The organism is Escherichia marmotae (genome assembly GCF_002900365.1).
Lineage (GTDB): Bacteria > Pseudomonadota > Gammaproteobacteria > Enterobacterales > Enterobacteriaceae > Escherichia > Escherichia marmotae.
This window is the reverse complement of sequence record NZ_CP025979.1, coordinates 2088391-2106894: the sequence shown is the minus strand read 5'-3', so window position 1 is coordinate 2106894 and position 18504 is coordinate 2088391. Positions and strand designations below refer to the sequence as shown.

General features: G+C 53.0%; 13 protein-coding genes and 3 pseudogenes. 8 read left to right on the top strand and 8 right to left on the bottom strand.

Annotation, left to right across the window (positions count from 1 at the left end; genetic code table 11):
* Positions 1–73: 73 nt before the first annotated feature.
* Positions 74–247, bottom strand: a complete 174-nt coding sequence (locus tag C1192_RS25135; RefSeq protein ID WP_158650415.1) for a hypothetical protein — start codon at positions 245–247, stop codon at positions 74–76.
* Between the two features lie 82 nt (positions 248–329).
* Here C1192_RS25135 and codB point away from each other — a divergent pair.
* Both codB and codA read left to right on the top strand, forming a co-directional pair.
* A pseudogene (gene codB, locus C1192_RS10975) lies at positions 330–1593 on the top strand (cytosine permease).
* Entirely contained in the window at positions 1583–2866 is a 1284-nt protein-coding gene (codA, locus tag C1192_RS10970) for a cytosine/isoguanine deaminase (protein ID WP_038354644.1), read from the top strand. Before codB ends, codA begins: the two are co-directional and overlap by 11 nt.
* Positions 2867–2956: 90 nt before the next feature.
* Here the strand turns inward: codA and lacA are convergent, their stop codons facing one another.
* From lacA to C1192_RS10930, 7 genes and pseudogenes are all read right to left on the bottom strand, one after another.
* Entirely contained in the window at positions 2957–3562 is a 606-nt protein-coding gene (lacA, locus tag C1192_RS10965) for a galactoside O-acetyltransferase (RefSeq protein WP_001515838.1), read from the bottom strand.
* 65 nt (positions 3563–3627) lie between these two features.
* Complete coding sequence (gene lacY / locus C1192_RS10960) at positions 3628–4881, bottom strand: lactose permease (RefSeq protein WP_038354643.1); 1254 nt, start codon at positions 4879–4881, stop codon at positions 3628–3630.
* 51 nt (positions 4882–4932) lie between these two features.
* Positions 4933–8000 (bottom strand): annotated as a pseudogene (locus tag C1192_RS10955) (beta-galactosidase).
* Between the two features lie 122 nt (positions 8001–8122).
* Complete coding sequence (locus C1192_RS10945) at positions 8123–9205, bottom strand: LacI family DNA-binding transcriptional regulator (RefSeq protein WP_038354642.1); 1083 nt, start codon at positions 9203–9205, stop codon at positions 8123–8125.
* A gap of 36 nt (positions 9206–9241) precedes the next feature.
* A pseudogene (gene ovrA, locus C1192_RS10940) lies at positions 9242–10194 on the bottom strand (OI-19-encoded virulence regulator OvrA).
* A 19-nt stretch (positions 10195–10213) separates the two neighbouring features.
* The gene (locus tag C1192_RS10935) at positions 10214–10990 is read right to left on the bottom strand and encodes an MBL fold metallo-hydrolase (protein WP_038354641.1); all 777 of its coding nucleotides are present in this window, start codon (positions 10988–10990) and stop codon (positions 10214–10216) included.
* Between the two features lie 114 nt (positions 10991–11104).
* The gene (locus C1192_RS10930; RefSeq protein ID WP_038354640.1) at positions 11105–11938 is read right to left on the bottom strand and encodes a DNA-binding transcriptional regulator; all 834 of its coding nucleotides are present in this window, start codon (positions 11936–11938) and stop codon (positions 11105–11107) included.
* Between the two features lie 190 nt (positions 11939–12128).
* Here C1192_RS10930 and C1192_RS10925 point away from each other — a divergent pair, with 190 nt between their 5' ends.
* From C1192_RS10925 to mhpE, 6 genes are read left to right on the top strand one after another with little or no spacing between them, the layout of a single operon-like run.
* On the top strand, positions 12129–13793 hold the full coding sequence (locus C1192_RS10925) for a bifunctional 3-(3-hydroxy-phenyl)propionate/3-hydroxycinnamic acid hydroxylase (protein WP_038354639.1): 1665 nt from the start codon (positions 12129–12131) through the stop codon (positions 13791–13793).
* A 1-nt stretch (position 13794) separates the two neighbouring features.
* Positions 13795–14739, top strand: coding sequence for a 2,3-dihydroxyphenylpropionate/2,3-dihydroxicinnamic acid 1,2-dioxygenase (mhpB, locus tag C1192_RS10920; protein ID WP_016248402.1), 945 nt, complete (start codon positions 13795–13797; stop codon positions 14737–14739).
* Between the two features lie 17 nt (positions 14740–14756).
* On the top strand, positions 14757–15623 hold the full coding sequence (gene mhpC / locus C1192_RS10915; RefSeq protein WP_038354638.1) for a 2-hydroxy-6-oxonona-2,4-dienedioate hydrolase: 867 nt from the start codon (positions 14757–14759) through the stop codon (positions 15621–15623).
* Between the two features lie 9 nt (positions 15624–15632).
* The gene (gene mhpD, locus C1192_RS10910; RefSeq protein ID WP_038354637.1) at positions 15633–16442 is read left to right on the top strand and encodes a 2-keto-4-pentenoate hydratase; all 810 of its coding nucleotides are present in this window, start codon (positions 15633–15635) and stop codon (positions 16440–16442) included.
* Complete coding sequence (mhpF, locus tag C1192_RS10905; RefSeq protein ID WP_038354636.1) at positions 16439–17389, top strand: acetaldehyde dehydrogenase; 951 nt, start codon at positions 16439–16441, stop codon at positions 17387–17389. Before mhpD ends, mhpF begins: the two co-directional genes overlap by 4 nt.
* Positions 17386–18399, top strand: coding sequence for a 4-hydroxy-2-oxovalerate aldolase (mhpE, locus tag C1192_RS10900; RefSeq protein WP_038354635.1), 1014 nt, complete (start codon positions 17386–17388; stop codon positions 18397–18399). The genes mhpF and mhpE overlap by 4 nt, the downstream gene beginning before the upstream one ends.
* Positions 18400–18504: the final 105 nt, after the last annotated feature.

Genomic DNA, 18504 nt, shown 5'->3' with positions numbered 1-18504 from the left:
GTATTGTCGGACGCGTCGCGCGCCGCATCCGACAACTGTGCTGTGATGCCTGATGCGACGCTGGCGCGTCTTATCAGGCCTGCAGGTCTGAACCGTAGGTCGGATAAGGTGCTCGCGCCGCATCCGACAACCGTGCTTTGATGCCTGATGCGATGCTGGCGCGTCTTATCAAGTCTACCCACTGTTTTTCCAGAGATAATTTTTTATCCACTTTTTCGCACTCATCCATATAAAAAATATATTCCACCACGGAAACGATTGCTTTTTATTTTCAGATGAATAGAATGCGGCGGATTTTTTGGGTTTCAAACAGCAAACGGAGGAATTTCGTGTCGCAAGATAACAACTTTAGCCAGGGGCCAGTCCCGCAGTCGGCGCGGAAAGGGGTATTGGCATTGACGTTCGTCATGCTGGGATTAACCTTCTTTTCCGCCAGTATGTGGACCGGCGGCACTCTCGGAACCGGTCTTAGCTATCATGATTTCTTCCTCGCAGTCCTCATCGGTAATCTTCTCCTCGGTATTTACACTTCATTTCTTGGCTACATTGGCGCAAAAACTGGCCTGACGACCCATCTTCTTGCTCGCTTCTCTTTTGGTGTTAAAGGTTCATGGCTACCTTCACTGCTGCTGGGCGGCACCCAGGTTGGTTGGTTGGTTTGGTGTTGGCGTGGCGATGTTTGCCATTCCGGTGGGCAAGGCGACGGGATTGGATATTAATCTGCTCATCGCCGTCTCTGGTTTACTGATGACCGCCACCGTGTTCTTTGGCATTTCGGCGCTGACAGTTCTTTCTGTAATTGCGGTTCCGGCGATCGCCTGTCTTGGCGGTTATTCCGTGTGGCTGGCCGTTAACGGCATGGGCGGTCTGGAGGCATTAAAAGCGGTCGTTCCCGCACAACCGCTAGATTTCAATGTCGCGCTGGCGCTGGTTGTCGGTTCATTTATCAGTGCAGGTACGCTCACTGCCGACTTTGTCCGTTTTGGTCGCAATGCCAAACTGGCGGTGCTGGTGGCGATGGTGGCCTTTTTCCTCGGCAACTCGTTGATGTTTATTTTCGGTGCGGCAGGTGCTGCGGCATTGGGCATGGCAGATATCTCTGATGTGATGATTGCTCAGGGCCTGCTGCTGCCTGCGATTGTGGTGCTGGGGTTGAATATCTGGACCACCAACGATAACGCGCTCTATGCGTCGGGTTTAGGTTTCGCCAACATTACCGGTATGTCGAGCAAAACCCTTTCGGTCATCAACGGTATTATCGGTACGGTCTGCGCATTATGGCTGTACAACAATTTTGTCGGCTGGCTGACCTTTCTTTCGGCAGCTATCCCTCCCGTTGGCGGCGTAATCATCGCGGACTATCTGATGAACCGTCGCCGCTATGAGCACTTTGCGACCACGCGTATGATGAGTGTCAATTGGGTGGCGATTCTGGCTGTCGCGCTGGGGATTGCCGCAGGCCACTGGTTACCGGGGATTGTTCCGGTCAACGCTGTATTAGGTGGCGCGCTGAGCTATCTGATCCTTAACCCGATTTTGAATCGCAGAACGACAGCAGCAATGACGCATGTGGAGGCTAACAGTGTCGAATAACGCTTTACAGACAATTATTAACGCCCGGTTACCCGGCAAAGAGGGGCTGTGGCAGATTCATCTGCAGGACGGAAAAATCAGCGCCATTGATGCGCAATCCGGCGTCATGCCCGTGACTGAAAACAGTCTGGATGCTGAGAAAGGTTTAGTTTTACCGCCGTTTGTGGAACCGCATATTCACCTGGACACCACGCAAACTGCCGGGCAACCGAACTGGAATCAGTCCGGCACGCTGTTTGAAGGCATTGAACGCTGGGCCGAGCGCAAAGCGTTATTAACCCATGACGACGTTAAGCAACGCGCCTGGCAAACGCTGAAATGGCAGATTGCCAACGGCATTCAACATGTGCGTACCCATGTAGATGTCTCCGACGCAACCCTGACTGCACTGAAAGCGATGCTGGAAGTGAAGCAGGAAGTCGCGCCGTGGATTGACCTGCAAATCGTCGCCTTCCCGCAGGAAGGGATTTTGTCGTATCCCAACGGTGAAGAGTTGCTGGAAGAGGCGCTACGCCTGGGAGCTGACGTAGTGGGGGCGATTCCGCATTTTGAATTTACCCGCGAATACGGCGTGGAGTCGCTGCATAAAACCTTCGCGCTGGCGCAAAAATACGACCGCCTGATCGATGTTCACTGCGATGAGATAGACGATGAGCAGTCGCGTTTTGTCGAAACTGTTGCCGCGCTGGCGCACCGTGAAGGAATGGGCGCGCGCGTCACCGCCAGCCACACCACCGCAATGCACTCTTATAACGGGGCGTATACTTCGCGTTTGTTCCGCTTGCTGAAAATGTCCGGCATTAACTTTGTTGCCAATCCGCTGGTCAATATTCATCTGCAAGGACGTTTTGATACTTATCCAAAACGTCGCGGCATTACGCGCGTCAAAGAGATGCTGGAGTCCGGCATTAACGTCTGCTTTGGTCACGATGATGTCTTCGAACCGTGGTATCCGCTGGGAACGGCGAATATGCTGCAAGTGCTGCATATGGGGCTGCATGTTTGCCAGTTGATGGGCTACGGGCAGATTAACGATGGTCTGAATTTAATCACCCATCATAGTGCCAGAACGCTCAATTTACAGGATTATGGTGTTTCCGCTGGAAACAGCGCCAACCTGATTATCCTGCCTGCAGAAAATGGGTTTGACGCGCTGCGTCGTCAGGTTCCGGTACGTTATTCGGTACGTGGCGGTAAGGTGATTGCCAGTACACAACCGGCACAAACCACTGTATATCTGGATCAGCCGGAAGCCATTGACTACAAACGGTAATCGTCTGGGGTGAACAGCCACTGACTTGTGTCAGTGGCTACCATGATTTATTACTCTGCTACCTTCTTTTGTTCCTGTGTTTATTTAACCTTAAGATTCAACTTTATAATCTTTGTAATAATACTGTTTATCACGCTCGTTTATTTCGCGAATAACCCGACAGGGAACGCCTGCAGCAACGACATTTGGCGGAATGTCTTTTGTTACGACACTGCCCGCGCCAATAACAGAGTTTTCTCCGACGGTGACGCCTGGATTAATGACCACATGACTCCCAATCCAGACATTATTGCCAATCGTTATCGGAAAAGAGTACATCTCTCCGTTTTTTCTCAATTCATGGTGTACAGGGTGCCCGGTAACGGAAAGGGTAACGTTGGGGGCAATCAGTACGTTATCACCGATAGTGACTGTGTGGTCATCGACGATGGTTAAATTGAAATTTGCGTAAAAATTGCGGCCTATATGGATGTTGGAACCATAAGAGAAATAAACAGGTGGTTCTATCCAGGCATTTTCTCCTACCGTGGCAAACATTTCTTTAATCAGGCTTTCCCTTTTTTCAACTTCCGATGGATGTGAGTGATTAAACTCATACATCAACGCTTTCCCACGAAGTCTTTTTTCAGGTAAACCTTCGCACATATCGGTAAATAACTTTCCTGCTTTTACTCTTTCGGTCATTGGCATGTTCATTACGATTATTCCGCTCTGGTATGTTGGTCGGATAAGGCGCTCGCGCCGCATCCGACATTGATTGCTTAAGCGACTTCGTTCACCTGCCGACGCAGCAAGGAAAGCGGGCCTGGGCCGCTAAGCGTGAATACGGAAATTAAGGTAAAGCCCAGCGCCACCAGACCCAGCACCAGATAAGCGCCCTGGAAACCGATGCTTTCATACATATTGCCCGCCAGAACAGACATGAAAATCATCGCCAGTTGTTTAAAGAAGCAGAAACAGACCAGATAAATTGTTGCCGAAAAACGCACTTCAAACTGGCTGGTAATATATTTAAAGCAGCCCACCAGCAGGAACGGTACTTCAAACATATGCAGCGTTTTTAGAATAACCACTTCCAGCGCCGAGGTGGCGAACGATGAGCCAATAATACGCACAGACATAATGGTGCCAGCCAGCAGCAGGGCATTTTTCCCACCGATGCGATTAATAATCAGTGGTGCAAAGAACATAATCGAAGCGTTAAGTAATTCACCCATTGTTGTGACATAGCCAAATACTCGCGTACCCTGTTCACCAGTGGTGAAAAACGAAGTAAAGAAATTAGCAAACTGTTGGTCAAAAACATCGTAGGTGCAGGAAACACCAATAACATACAGCGATAAAAACCACAGTTTCGGTTGTTTGAACAACTCCAGCGCCAGTTTAAGACTAAATGCGGAATGATTTGCACCTACGGCATTGGCAACCGTGGCGGAAGAAGGTGCATCTGTTTTGGCGAAAAAAAGCAGAACGGCGAGGATGAGCGCACAGCCGGAACCCAGCCAGAAGACAAAGTGGTTATTGATGGTGAACATGATGCCGACAATTGAGGCACACAGCGCCCAGCCAACGCAACCAAACATCCGCGCGCGACCAAATTCGAAATTACTGCGACGGCTGACCTTCTCGATAAATGCTTCTACTGCCGGTGCACCCGCGTTAAAACAGAAGCCAAGATAAATGCCGCCAACAATCGAACCTAATATAATATTGTATTGTAACAGTGGGCCAAAGATAAAAATAAAGAACGGCGCAAACATCATTAACATGACGGTAATAATCCATAGCAGATATTTGCGCAGCCCGAGTTTGTCAGAAAGCAGACCAAACAACGGTTGAAATAACAGGGAGAACAGAGAAATAGCAGCAAAAATAATGCCAGTATCACTTTTGCTGATATGGTTGATGTCATGTAGCCAAATCGGGAAAAACGTGAAATAGGCCCCCATGATAAAAAAGCAAAAGAAAAAGAATAAGCCGAACATCCAAAAGTTTGTGTTTTTTAGATAGAACATAATGGATTTCCTTACGCTAAATACGGGCAGACATTGCCTGTCCGGTTATTATTATTTTTGACACCAGATCAACTGGTAATGGTAGTGACCGGCGCTCAACTGGAATTCCGTCGAAACTGACGGACTCCAGGAGTCGTCGCCGCCAATCCCCATATGGAAACCGTCGATATTCAGCCAGCTCCCTTCCTCCGCGTGCAGCAGATGGCGATGGCTGGTGTCCATCAGTTGTTGTTGGCTGTAACGGCTGATATTGAACTGGAAGTCGCCGCGCCACTGGTGTGGGCCATAATTCAATTCGCGTGTTCCGCAGCGTAGACCGTTTTCGCTCGGGAAGACGTATGGGGTATACATCTCTGACAACGGCATATCCCAGCGGTCAAAACAGGCCGCAGTAAGGCGGTCGGGATAGTTTTCTTGCGGCCCTAATCCGAGCCAGTTAACCCGCTCTGCGACTTGTGCCAGTTGGCAGGTCAGACCCACCCGCGCCGGATGCGGCGTATCACCTGCTACTTCAACATCCACGCTGATGGCCATCTCACCGTGTCCATCAATACGGTAGGTTTTCCGGCTGGAAAATAAGGTTTTCCCCTGATACTGCCACGCGTGGGCTGTCGTAATCAGTACCGCGTCGGTAATCCGATCTGCCGTACACTGCAACAGCACTGCTTCTGCCTGGTAATGGCCTGCCGCTTTCCAGCGCTCTACCCATGCGTTCGGGTCAATACGAGTCGCTTCGCTTACGCCAATGTCATTATCCAGCGGCGCTCGGGTGAACTGATCGCGCAGCGGGGTCAGCAGTTGTTTTTCATCGCCAATCCACATTTGTGAAAGAAGACCTGACTGGCGGTTGAATTGCCAACGTTTATTACCCAGCCCGATGCAAAAATCCGTTTCGCTGGTGGTCAGTTGCGGGGCGGAGTGGGGCGCAGACGAGAGCGTTACGCGGAGGTTTTCTGCGAGTCGCCATTGCTGCCAGGCGCTGATGTGTCCGGCTTCTGACCACGCGGTCGCGTTTGGTTGCACCACCTGTACCGTGAGCCAAAGTTGCCCGGCACTCTCCGGCTGGGGCAGTTCAGGCAATTCAATCAACTGTTTTCCTTGTGGGGCGACAGCCAGAGGCACTTCACCACTCGTTAGCGGCTTGCCATCCAGCGCCAGCGACCAGTGCAGGATTTCGTTATCGCTATGACGGAACAGGTATTCGCTGGTGACTTCGATTGTTCGCCCGGATAAGCGGAACTGGAAAAACTGCTGTTGGTGTTTTGCTTCCGTCAGCGCCGGATGCGGCGTGCGGTCGGCAAAGACCAGACCGTTCATGCAAAACTGGCGATCGTTCGGTGTATCGCCAAAATCACCGCCATAAGCCGACCACGGGTTGCCGTTTTCATCATATTTAATCAGTGACTGATCGACCCAGTCCCAGACGAAGCCGCCTTGTAAACGCGGATACTGACGAAATGCCTGCCAGTATTTGGCAAAGCCGCCGAGGCTGTTACCCATCGCGTGGGCGTATTCGCAAAGGATCAGCGGGCGCAACTCACCAGGCAGTGAAAGCCATTTTTTGATTGACCATTTCGGTGCTGCCGGGAAGGGCTGATCTTCATCCACACGGGTATACATCGGGCAAATAATATCGGTAGCCGTAGTGTCTGCTCCGCCACCTTCATACTGCACCGGACGGGAGGGATCGACGGATTTTATCCAGCGATAGAGCGCGTCGTGATTAGCGCCGTGACCGGATTCATTACCCAGCGACCAGATAATCACGCACGGGTGATTGCGATCGCGCTGTACCATCCGCGTTACGCGCTCGCTCATCGCCGGTAACCAGCGCGGATCATCCGTCAGGCGATTCATCGGCACCATGCCGTGGGTTTCGATATTAGCTTCATCCACCACATACAAGCCGTAGCGGTCGCACAGCGTGTACCACAGCGGATGGTTCGGATAATGCGAACAGCGCACGGCGTTAAAGTTGTTCTGCTTCATTAGCAGGATATCCTGCACCATCGTCTGCTCATCCATGACCTGACCGCGCAGAGGGTGATGCTCGTGGCGGTTAACGCCGCGAATCAGCAACGGTTTGCCATTCAGTAACAGCAGACCATTTTCAATGTGTACCTGACGGAAGCCAACATCACAGGCTTCCGCTTCAATCAGCGTACCGTCGGCGGTGTGCAGTTCAACAACTGCACGGTAAAGGTTCGGGAGTTCTGCGCTCCACAGCGCCGGATTTTCGACGCTCAGACGTAGCGTGACGCGATCGGTATAACTGCCGCGCTCATCGATAATTTCGCTGCCGAAAGGTGCGGTGCTACTGGCGACCAGGTTTTCACCTTGCCACAAAGAAACTGTTACCCGCAGAAAGTCGCGCAACTCGCCACCCATGCGCACTTCAGCCTCCAGCACGGCGCGGCTGAAATCGTCATTAAAATGGGTAGCAACATGGAAATCGCTGATTTGCGTGGTCGGTTTGTGCAGCAACGAGACGTCGCGGAAAATGCCGCTCATTCGCCACATATCCTGATCTTCAAGATAACTGCCGTCACTCCAGCGCAGCACCATCACCGCGAGGCGGTTTTCTCCGGCGTGCAAAAAGGCGCTCAGGTCAAATTCAGACGGCAGGCGGCTATCCTGGCCGTAGCCAACCCAGCGTCCGTTACACCACAGGTGAAACGCCGAGTTAACACCATCAAAGATAATCCGCGTCTGGCCATCCTGGAGCCAGCTTTCATCAACATTAAATGTGAGCGAGTAACAACCCGTTGGGTTTTCTGCGGGAACAAACGGCGGATTCACCGTAATGGGGTAGGTCACGTTGGTATAAATGGGGGCGTCGTAACCGAGCATCTGCCAGTTTGACGGCACCGGAATATTATCGGCTTTTGGGAGATCGCGTTCGAGCCAGCTTTCCGGCACCGCTTCCGGTGCCGGAAACCAGGTAAATAACCATTCAGACTGCGCAATTGACGGGAAGGGTGATTATCACGGGCTTCTTTGCTATTGCGCCAACTGGAAAAAGGGGGATGTGCTGCAAGGCGATTGAGTTGGGTAACGCCTGGGTTTTCCCAATCACGACGCTGTAATACGACGGCCAGTGAATCCGTAATCATGGTCATAGCTGTATCCTGTGTGAAATTGTTATTCGCTCACAATTTCACACAACATACGAGCCAGATGCACAGAGTGTAAAGCCTGGGGTGCCTAATGAGTGAGCTGACTCACATTAATTGAGTTGCGCTCACTGTCCGGTTTCTAGTCGGGAAATTTGTCGCGCCAGTTGCATTAAAGAATCGGCCAATTCGCGGGGAGAGGCTGCTTGCGCGTTCGGAGGTTGCGTGGTTTTTCGTTTAACCAGTGACACGGGTAATAGCTGATTTCCCTTCACCGCCTGGCCCTGGGAGAATTGCAGCAAGCGATCCACGCTGGTTTGTCCCAGCAGGCGAAAATCCTGTTTGATGGTGGTGAGCGGTGGGATATAACACGAGCTATCTTCGGTATCGTCGTATCCCACAACCGAGATATCCGCACCGACGCGCAGCCCGGACTCGGTAATGGCGCGCATTGCGCCCAGCGCCATCTGATCGTTAGCAACCAGCATTGCGGTGGGGATGATGCCCTCATTCAGCATCTGCATGGTTTGCTGAAAACCCGATATTGCGCTCCAGTCACCTTCAAGCTCTGCTATTGGCTTAAGTTGATTGTGGCCGAGATATTTATGCCAGCCTGCCAGGCGCAGACGCGCCGAGACAGAACTTAATGGACCGGCTAACAGCGCGATTTGCTGGTGACCCAACTCGACCAGATGCTCCACGCCCAGCCGCGTACCGTCGTCATAGGAAAAAATAATACTGTTGACGGGTGACCTGTCAGAGGCGTCAAGAAACAAAACGGGCACGTTACCACAGGCGGCTTCCACAGCAATGGCATCTTGCTCATCCAGCGGGTAGTTGATGACAAGACCGCTGACGCGTTGCGCGAGAAGATTGTGTACCGCCGCTTTACAGGCTTCGACGCCGCTTCCTTCCACCATCGAGACTACGACGCTAGCTCCCAGTTGATCGGCGCGGGATTTTATTGCCGCGACAATTTGTGACGGTGCGTGCAGAGCCAGACTGGACGTGGCAACGCCAATCAGCAACGACTGTTTGCCTGCCAGTTGCTGTGCCACACGGTTGGGAATGTAATTCAGCGCTGCCATTGCCGCTTCCACTTTTTCCCGTGTTTTCGCAGAAACGTGGTTGGCCTGATTCACCACGCGGGAAACGGTCTGATAAGACACACCGGCATACTCAGCGACATCGTATAGCGTTACTGGTTTCACATTCACCACCCTGAAATGACTCTCTTCCGGGCGCTATCATGCCATACCACGAAAGGTTTTGCGCCATTCGGCGGGGCTGACGCCGAAGTGAGATTTAAAATGCTGACGCCACGTCACAGGTGAGAGGAAGCCCACCTCAGCCGCTACCCGCTCAACGGGCAACTGACTGGAACCCAACAGTTCCTGGCTACGGCGTAAGCGTTCAGTGATGAGCCATTCAGCGATACTCGAACCGGTCGCTTTCATAAAATGGCGGGTTAGTGTGCGGCGACTCATCATTACTCGCTGCGCCAGCGAGTCGAGATCATGCTGTTGTGCAATGTTTTGCCGCAGGTAATCCAGCAGGAGGTTGATGCGTTCATCATGGGTATTTTTCGGCACCGGTTGCTCAATAAACTGCGCCTGACCGCCGGTGCGATATGGCGGTACGACCATCCGTCGGGCAATGTGGTTAGCATAGTCGCTGCCAAAATGTTGCCGAACAATATACAAACAGCAATCCAGCGCCGCGGCAGTACCGGCAGAGGTAATAATGCCGTCATCGTCTACATACAACGCGTTAATATCCAGATGTGTTTCTGGAAAACGTGCCTGAAATTCACGTTCGAACTCCCAGTGCGTGGCTGCACGCTTATTCTTCAGTAAACCTGCATAGCCGAGCACAAACGTGCCCAGACAAAGCCCGACAATCTGTGCCCCGTTATCCTGTGCGGTCGTTAAGGCTTCCAGCAGTTTTTGTGGCGGTTTTTGTGTAATTGTTCCCCAGTAAGGAATTATCACAATATCCGCTTGTATGACTGCGGTATAGTCATGGGGGGCGGTTACGGAAAACCCATCGGCAGAGTCCACGTTTCCCGGCTTTTCAGCGCAGATAATCACGTGAAAGCGTTTTTTTCCGCCATTTTTTCGCTAAACACGATAAACGGTACGGAAAGGTGAAAAGGACTAAAACCGGCAACGGCGATAATGGCAACAGTCAGCGGGCGCATAACACTCTTTATCTCCGAATTAGAATGTCAACGTTTCACCATCTTCTGGTACGTTCACAAATTCGATAATTTGATTATCTCTGGCGTATTCCTTGAGCGCATCACGCGTCAGCAAACAGTGGTTTATGGCCTCCATATGTGTCGCGACAATTTGCGCTTCTGGCAGGGTAAAATGTGTTTTGAGAATATCTTCTGCTCCCATAATTATCGCACCATGCCCCAGAACATGCGCAAATCCGGCATTCAACACAACCACTTCTGGTTGGAAAGTTAGCATTGTAGCCTCGACGTCGTCACGCCAGAGGGTATCGCCAGCCAGATAGAGCGTTTTCTCTGTCGGATGCCGGAAAACAACGCCGCAGGCTGCGCCTAAACGCTTCGCCATAGCCGGGTCGGCATAGGTGCGATCGGAGCCGTGCTGCCCTGTCGTTTTATGCAGAGTTATATCGCCAAATTTAGTCTCGTCGGTAAGTACGGTAAGATGCGTAAATCCTTGTTTATGCAGTGATTCAGCATCTTGCTCATTTTGCACATAAATCAGTTTATCTTTGGGGACAACGCGGGAGGCTGTTTCGTCCCAGTGATCTTCATGCAAATGGGTCACGATTAGGGCGTCAACGTTGAGTAACGTTGTTAAATCACACGGTAATTCTACCGTTGGATTGCGGATTTCTGCGCGTGCCGTTCCGGCAAAACCCGGATAACTTCCTTTTGGCGAGAGTAACGGGTCGATAAGAAATGTTTTGCCAGCGTATTGGATAATTTGGGTGGCATTACGAATTTGAGTAATTTTCATGATTTGCTCCACATCACAGTATTGATGTCATTAGCGTAGCGTGCAGCCCGTACTGTGCATGTGGGCAAATGGGCGAATAACGATGAGAATGGGCCAAATTACACATTGACGTCGCTAGCGTAAATGCACGCCGCTTCGCCGTCCGGCCACCAGAATAGCCTGCGATTCCACACCTTCTTCGATCTGTTTTGCCACCCGTTGCAGCGCCGGAAGATGCTTTTCCGCTGCCTGTTCGATGGTCATTGCGCTCGCCATATACACCAGATTCAGACAGCCAATCACCCGTTGTTCACTGCGTAGGGGCACGGCAATGGAGGCGATCTTCTCTTCCTGATCCCAGCAGCGGTAGTTCTGTCCGTAACCCTCTTCGCGCGCGCGTGCCAGAATGGCTTCCAGCTTTAACGGTTCTCGTGCCAGTTGATAGTCATCACCGGGGCGGGCGGTTAACATTTCGATTAACTCCTTGCGTTCTTGTTCCGGGCAAAAGGCCAGCCAGGTCAGTCCTGAGGCGGTTTTCAGCAGCGGTAAACGTCGCCCGACCATCGCCCGGTGAAAGGATAACCGGCTGAAACGGTGGGTGGTTTCGCGTACTACCATTGCGTCAACATCCAGCGTGGACACATCTGTCGGCCATACCACTTCGCGCAACAGATCGCCCAGTAGCGGGGCCGCCAGTGCAGAAATCCATTGTTCGTCACGAAATCCTTCGCTTAATTGCCGCACTTTGATGGTCAGACGAAAACTGTCATCGGAGGTACTGCGGCGGACATATCCCTCTTCCTGCAGCGTTTCCAGCAGTCGCCGCACAGTGGTGCGATGTAGGCCGCTGAGCTCCGCCAACAGCCCGACGCTGGCACCGCCATCGAGTTTATTTAACATATTTAATAACATTAGACCGCGGGTTAAGCCGCGCACGGTTTTGTATTCCGCCTGCTCATCTTTCTGCATATTAATTGACATTTATATAGTTAAAACAACGTTGTGCACTTGGTGCACACTCAGACATGTTTTGATTGTAGCCGAAAACCCCCTTCCTATACTGAGCGCACAATAAAAAATAATTTACATGTTTTTAACAAAATGAGTTGCGCTGTACTGTGCGCGCAACGGCATTTTGTCCGAGTCGTGAGGTACTGAAATGGCAATACAACACCCTGACATCCAGCCTGCTGTTAACCATTGCGTTCAGGTGGCGATCGCTGGTGCCGGTCCGGTCGGGTTGATGATGGCGAACTATCTCGGCCAGATGGGCATTGACGTGCTGGTGGTGGAGAAACTCGACAAACTGATCGATTATCCCCGTGCGATTGGTATTGATGACGAGGCGCTGCGCACCATGCAGTCGGTCGGCCTCGTTGATAATGTTTTACCGCATACTACGCCGTGGCACGCGATGCGTTTCCTCACCCCAAAAGGTCGCTGTTTTGCCGATATTCAGCCAATGACCGATGAATTTGGCTGGCCGCGCCGTAACGCCTTTATTCAGCCGCAGGTCGATGCAGTGATGCTGGAAGGGTTGTCGCGTTTTCCGAATGTGCGCTGCCTGTTTTCCCGCGAATTGGAGGCCTTCAACCAACAAGATGACGAAGTGACCTTGCATCTGAAAACGGCAGAAGGGCAGCGGGAAACCGTCAAAGCCCAGTGGCTGGTAGCCTGTGACGGTGGCGCAAGTTTTGTCCGCCGTACCCTGAATGTACCGTTTGAAGGTAAAACAGCACCAAATCAGTGGATTGTGGTGGATATCGCCAACGATCCGTTAAGTACGCCGCATATCTATTTGTGTTGCGATCCGGTGCGCCCGTATGTTTCTGCGGCTCTGCCTCATGCGGTACGTCGCTTTGAATTTATGGTGATGCCGGGAGAAACCGAAGAACAGCTCTGCGAGCCGCAAAATATGCGCGAGCTGTTAAGCAAAGTGCTGCCTAATCCGGACAACGTCGAATTGATTCGCCAGCGTGTTTACACCCACAACGCGCGGCTGGCGCAACGTTTTCGTATTGACCGCGTACTGCTGGCGGGCGATGCCGCGCACATCATGCCGGTATGGCAGGGGCAGGGCTATAACAGTGGTATGCGCGACGCCTTTAACCTCGCCTGGAAACTGGCGTTGGTTATCCAGGGGAAAGCTCGCGATGCGCTGCTCGATACCTATCAACAAGAACGTCGCGATCACGCCAAAGCGATGATTGACCTGTCGGTGACGGCGGGCAACGTACTGGCTCCGCCGAAACGCTGGCAGGGCAGCTTGCGTGACGGCGTTTCCTGGCTGCTGAATTACTTGCCGCCAGTAAAACGCTACTTCCTCGAAATGCGCTTCAAGCCGATGCCGCAATACTACGCCGGTGCGCTGGTACGTGAGGGCGAGGCGAAGCACTCTCCGGTCGGCAAGATGTTTATTCAGCCGAAAGTCACGCTGGAAAACGGTGACGTAACACTGCTCGATAATGCGATCGGCGCGAACTTCGCGGTGATTGGCTGGGGATGCAATCCGCTGTGGGGGATGAGCGATGAGCAAATCCAGCAGTGGCGCGCGCTGGGCACACGCTTCATTCAGGTGGTGCCAGAAGTGCAAATTCATATCGCGCAGGATAACCACGACGGAGTGCTGCGCCTGGGTGATATGCAAGGTCGCCTGCGTAGCTGGTTCGCACAACATAATGCTTCGCTGGTGGTGATGCGCCCGGATCGCTTTGTTGCCGCCATCGCCATTCCGCAAACTCTGGGTAATACGCTGAATAAACTGGCGTCGGTGATGACACTGAACCGCCCTGATGCCGACGTTTCTGTCGAAAAGGTAGCCTGATATGCACGCTTATCTTCACTGTCTTTCCCACTCGCCGCTGGTGGGGTATGTCGACCCGGCGCAAGAGGTACTCGATGAGGTCAATGGCGTGATTGCCAGTGCCCGCGAGCGCATTGCGGCTTTCTCCCCTGAACTGGTGGTGCTGTTTGCGCCAGATCATTACAACGGTTTTTTCTATGACGTGATGCCACCGTTCTGTTTAGGCGTCGGAGCGACGGCAATTGGTGATTTCGGCAGTGCGGCGGGAGAGCTACCCGTGCCTGTGGAGCTGGCGGAGGCTTGTGCGCATGCCGTAATGAAGAACGGGATCGATCTTGCCGTTTCTTACTGTATGCAGGTGGATCATGGGTTCGCCCAGCCGCTGGAGTTTTTGCTCGGTGGGCTGGATAAGGTGCCGGTCCTGCCTGTATTCATCAACGGCGTCGCCACGCCGCTGCCCGGTTTTCAGCGAACCCGAATGATGGGTGAAGCGATTGGTCGTTTCACCAGTAGTCTGAATAAACGCGTGCTGTTTCTTGGTTCCGGTGGGCTTTCCCATCAGCCGCCGGTGCCCGAACTGGCAAAAGCCGATGCCCATATGCGCGATCGTCTGTTGGGTAGTGGGAAAGATTTGCCCGCCAATGAGCGCGAAATGCGCCAGCAACGGGTGATTAACGCCGCTGAGAAGTTTGTTGAGGATCAGAGAACTCTGCATCCGCTTAACCCGATTTGGGATAACCAGTTCATGACTTTGCTGGAGCAGGGACGCATACAGGAACTGGATGCCGTCAGTAACGAAGAGCTTTCCGCCATTGCCGGAAAGTCGACACATGAAATCAAAACCTGGGTCGCTGCTTTTGCCGCTATTTCTGCGTTTGGCAACTGGCGTAGCGAAGGGCGTTATTACCGCCCAATCCCGGAGTGGATTGCCGGATTTGGCTCGTTAAGCGCCAGAACACAGAACTGAATATGCAGGAGAAGATGATGGGTTATCAGCCACAAACCGAAGCCGCCACCAGCCGTTTTCTGAATGTAGAAGAAGCGGGTAAAACGCTACGCATCCATTTTAATGACAGCGGACAAGGTGACGAAACCGTTGTCCTGCTGCACGGTTCCGGCCCGGGGGCTACTGGCTGGGCGAACTTCAGCCGCAATATCGATCCGCTGGTAGAGGCGGGCTATCGGGTGATCCTGCTGGATTGTCCTGGATGGGGTAAGAGTGATTCGATCGTTAACAGTGGTTCGCGATCGGATCTCAATGCGCGCATCCTGAAAAGCGTCGTGGATCAACTGGATATCGGCAAAATCCACCTGCTGGGCAACTCGATGGGTGGGCACAGTTCTGTTGCGTTTACTCTTAACTGGCCGGAGCGCGTCGGCAAACTGGTGCTGATGGGCGGCGGTACAGGTGGCATGAGTTTGTTTACGCCGATGCCAACTGAAGGCATTAAGCGACTGAATCAGCTTTATCGTCAGCCGACTATCGAAAACCTGAAGCTGATGATGGATATCTTCGTTTTCGATACCAGCGATTTGACCGACGCTCTGTTTGAAGCGCGCCTGAATAATATGCTGTCGCGCCGCGATCACCTGGATAACTTCGTTAAGAGCCTGGAAGCCAATCCGAAACAGTTCCCGGATTTTGGTCCACGTCTGGCGGAAATTAAAGCGCAAACCCTGATTGTCTGGGGGCGTAACGACCGTTTTGTGCCGATGGATGCGGGGCTGCGTTTGCTGTCCGGTATCGCCGGTTCTGAACTGCATATCTTCCGCGACTGTGGTCACTGGGCGCAGTGGGAACATGCCGACGCTTTCAATCAACTGGTGCTGAATTTCCTCGCACGTCCTTAAGGAACGGTCATGACGAAGCATACTCTTGAGCAACTGGCGGCGGATTTACGCCGCGCCGCAGAGCAGGGCGAAGCGATTGCGCCGCTGCGCGATTTGATTGGTATTGAAAACGCGAAAGCCGCCTACGCGATTCAGCGCATCAATGTGCAACATGATGTCGCGCAGGGGCGTCGCGTTGTGGGGCGTAAAGTGGGACTGACGCATCCGAAAGTGCAGCAACAACTGGGGGTTGATCAACCGGATTTCGGAACATTATTTGCCGACATGTGTTATGGCGATAACGAAACCATTCCTTTTTCCCGCGTCTTGCAACCCCGCATTGAAGCGGAGATCGCACTGGTGCTAAACCGCGATTTGCCCGCGACCGATACCACGTTTAACGAACTGTATAACGCCATTGAATGGGTGCTTCCGGCGCTGGAAGTGGTGGGCAGCCGTATTCGCGACTGGTCGATTCAGTTTGTCGATACCGTGGCAGATAACGCCTCCTGCGGGGTGTATGTCATCGGCGGTCCGGCGCAACGTCCGGCAGGGTTAGACCTGAAAAACTGCGCTATGGCGATGACGCGTAATAACGAAGAGGTTTCCAGCGGGCGCGGCAGCGAATGCCTGGGGCATCCACTTAATGCCGCCGTCTGGCTGGCACGCAAAATGGTCAGCCTGGGTGAACCGCTGCGCGCCGGAGATATCATTCTTACCGGGGCATTAGGTCCGATGGTGGCGGTAAATGCGGGCGATCGTTTTGAAGCCCATATCGAAGGCATAGGCTCAGTTGCTGCGACATTTTCAAATGCGGCCCCAAAAGGAAGTCTGTCATGAGTAAGCGTAAAGTCGCCATTATCGGTTCTGGCAACATTGGCACCGATCTGATGATTAAAATTTTGCGTCACGGTCAGCATCTGGAGATGGCGGTGATGGTCGGCATTGACCCTCAGTCCGACGGTTTGGCACGTGCCAGACGTATGGGCGTCGCCACCCCCCATGAAGGGGTGATCGGGCTGATGAACATGCCTGAATTTGCTGATATCGACATTGTCTTTGATGCTACCAGCGCGGGCGCGCATGTGAAAAACGATGCCGCTCTGCGCGAAGCGAAACCGGATATTCGCTTAATCGACCTGACGCCGGCTGCCATCGGCCCTTACTGTGTGCCGGTGGTTAACCTCGATGCAAACGTCGATCAACTGAACGTCAATATGGTCACCTGCGGCGGCCAGGCAACTATTCCGATGGTGGCGGCTGTTTCACGTGTGGCGCGTGTTCATTACGCCGAAATTATCGCTTCTATAGCCAGTAAATCTGCCGGACCCGGCACGCGTGCCAATATCGATGAATTTACGGAAACCACCTCGCGAGCCATTGAAGTCGTGGGCGGCGCGGCAAAAGGGAAGGCGATTATTGTGCTTAATCCGGCAGAGCCGCCGTTGATGATGCGCGACACGGTGTATGTATTGAGCGATGAAGCTTCACAAGATGATATCGAAGCCTCAATCAATGAAATGGCTGAGGCGGTGCAGGCTTACGTACCGGGTTATCGCCTGAAACAGCGCGTGCAGTTTGAAGTCATCCCGCAGGATACACCGGTTAATTTACCGGGCGTTGGTCAGTTCTCCGGTCTGAAAACGGCGGTCTGGCTGGAGGTCGAAGGCGCAGCGCATTATCTGCCTGCCTACGCAGGCAACCTCGACATTATGACTTCCAGTGCGCTGGCGACAGCAGAAAAAATGGCCCAGTCACTGGCGCGCAAGGCAGGAGAAGCGGCATGAACGGTAAAAAACTTTATATCTCGGACGTCACGTTGCGTGACGGTATGCACGCCATTCGTCATCAGTATTCGCCGGAAAATGTCCGCCAGATTGCCAAAGCACTGGATGATGCTCGCGTGGATTCGATTGAAGTGGCTCATGGTGATGGTTTGCAGGGTTCCAGTTTTAACTATGGTTTCGGTGCATATAGCGACCTTGAATGGATTGAAGCAGCGGCGGATGTGGTGAAGCACGCCAAAATCGCGACGTTGTTGCTGCCAGGAATTGGCACTATTCACGATCTGAAAAATGCCTGGCAGGCTGGCGCGCGGGTGGTGCGCGTGGCGACCCACTGCACCGAAGCTGATGTTTCCGCCCAGCATATTCAGTATGCCCGTGAGTTGGGAATGGATACCGTTGGCTTTCTGATGATGAGCCACATGACCACGCCGGAGAATCTCGCGAAGCAGGCAAAGCTGATGGAAGGCTACGGTGCGACCTGTATTTATGTGGTGGATTCTGGCGGTGCGATGAACATGAGCGATATCCGTGACCGTTTCCGCGCCCTGAAAGCGGTGCTGAAACCGGAAACGCAAACCGGCATGCATGCTCACCATAACCTGAGTCTTGGCGTGGCGAACTCTATCGCGGCGGTGGAAGAGGGCTGTGACCGCATCGACGCCAGCCTCGCGGGGATGGGCGCGGGTGCAGGTAACGCGCCGCTGGAAGTGTTTATTGCCGCCGCGGATAAACTGGGCTGGCAGCATGGGACCGATCTCTATGCGTTAATGGATGCCGCTGACGACCTGGTGCGTCCGTTGCAGGATCGTCCGGTACGTGTCGATCGCGAAACGCTGGCGTTGGGATACGCTGGCGTTTACTCCAGTTTCTTGCGTCACTGTGAAACGGCAGCGGCGCGTTACGGCTTAAGTGCGGTGGATATTCTCGTTGAGCTGGGCAAACGCCGGATGGTTGGCGGCCAGGAGGATATGATCGTCGACGTGGCGCTGGATCTGCGCAACAACAAATAATGATGACTGCCGACAACGTGCATTTTGTATGCCCATCCCAGGCATGATAAGACGCGTCAGCGTCGCATCAGGCATCTGTGCACGACTGCCGGATGCGGCGTGAAC

Excerpts from the sequence above, each read along its gene's own strand:
- lacA (WP_001515838.1), bottom strand. The coding sequence starts at position 3,562 with ATGAACATGCCAATGACCGAAAGAGTAAAAGCAGGAAAGTTATTTACC.
- lacY (WP_038354643.1), bottom strand. The coding sequence starts at position 4,881 with ATGTTCTATCTAAAAAACACAAACTTTTGGATGTTCGGCTTATTCTTT.
- C1192_RS10935 (WP_038354641.1), bottom strand. The coding sequence starts at position 10,990 with ATGAAAATTACTCAAATTCGTAATGCCACCCAAATTATCCAATACGCT.
- C1192_RS10930 (WP_038354640.1), bottom strand. The coding sequence starts at position 11,938 with ATGCAGAAAGATGAGCAGGCGGAATACAAAACCGTGCGCGGCTTAACC.
- C1192_RS10925 (WP_038354639.1), top strand. The coding sequence starts at position 12,129 with ATGGCAATACAACACCCTGACATCCAGCCTGCTGTTAACCATTGCGTT.
- mhpB (WP_016248402.1), top strand. The coding sequence starts at position 13,795 with ATGCACGCTTATCTTCACTGTCTTTCCCACTCGCCGCTGGTGGGGTAT.
- mhpC (WP_038354638.1), top strand. The coding sequence starts at position 14,757 with ATGGGTTATCAGCCACAAACCGAAGCCGCCACCAGCCGTTTTCTGAAT.
- mhpD (WP_038354637.1), top strand. The coding sequence starts at position 15,633 with ATGACGAAGCATACTCTTGAGCAACTGGCGGCGGATTTACGCCGCGCC.
- mhpF (WP_038354636.1), top strand. The coding sequence starts at position 16,439 with ATGAGTAAGCGTAAAGTCGCCATTATCGGTTCTGGCAACATTGGCACC.
- mhpE (WP_038354635.1), top strand. The coding sequence starts at position 17,386 with ATGAACGGTAAAAAACTTTATATCTCGGACGTCACGTTGCGTGACGGT.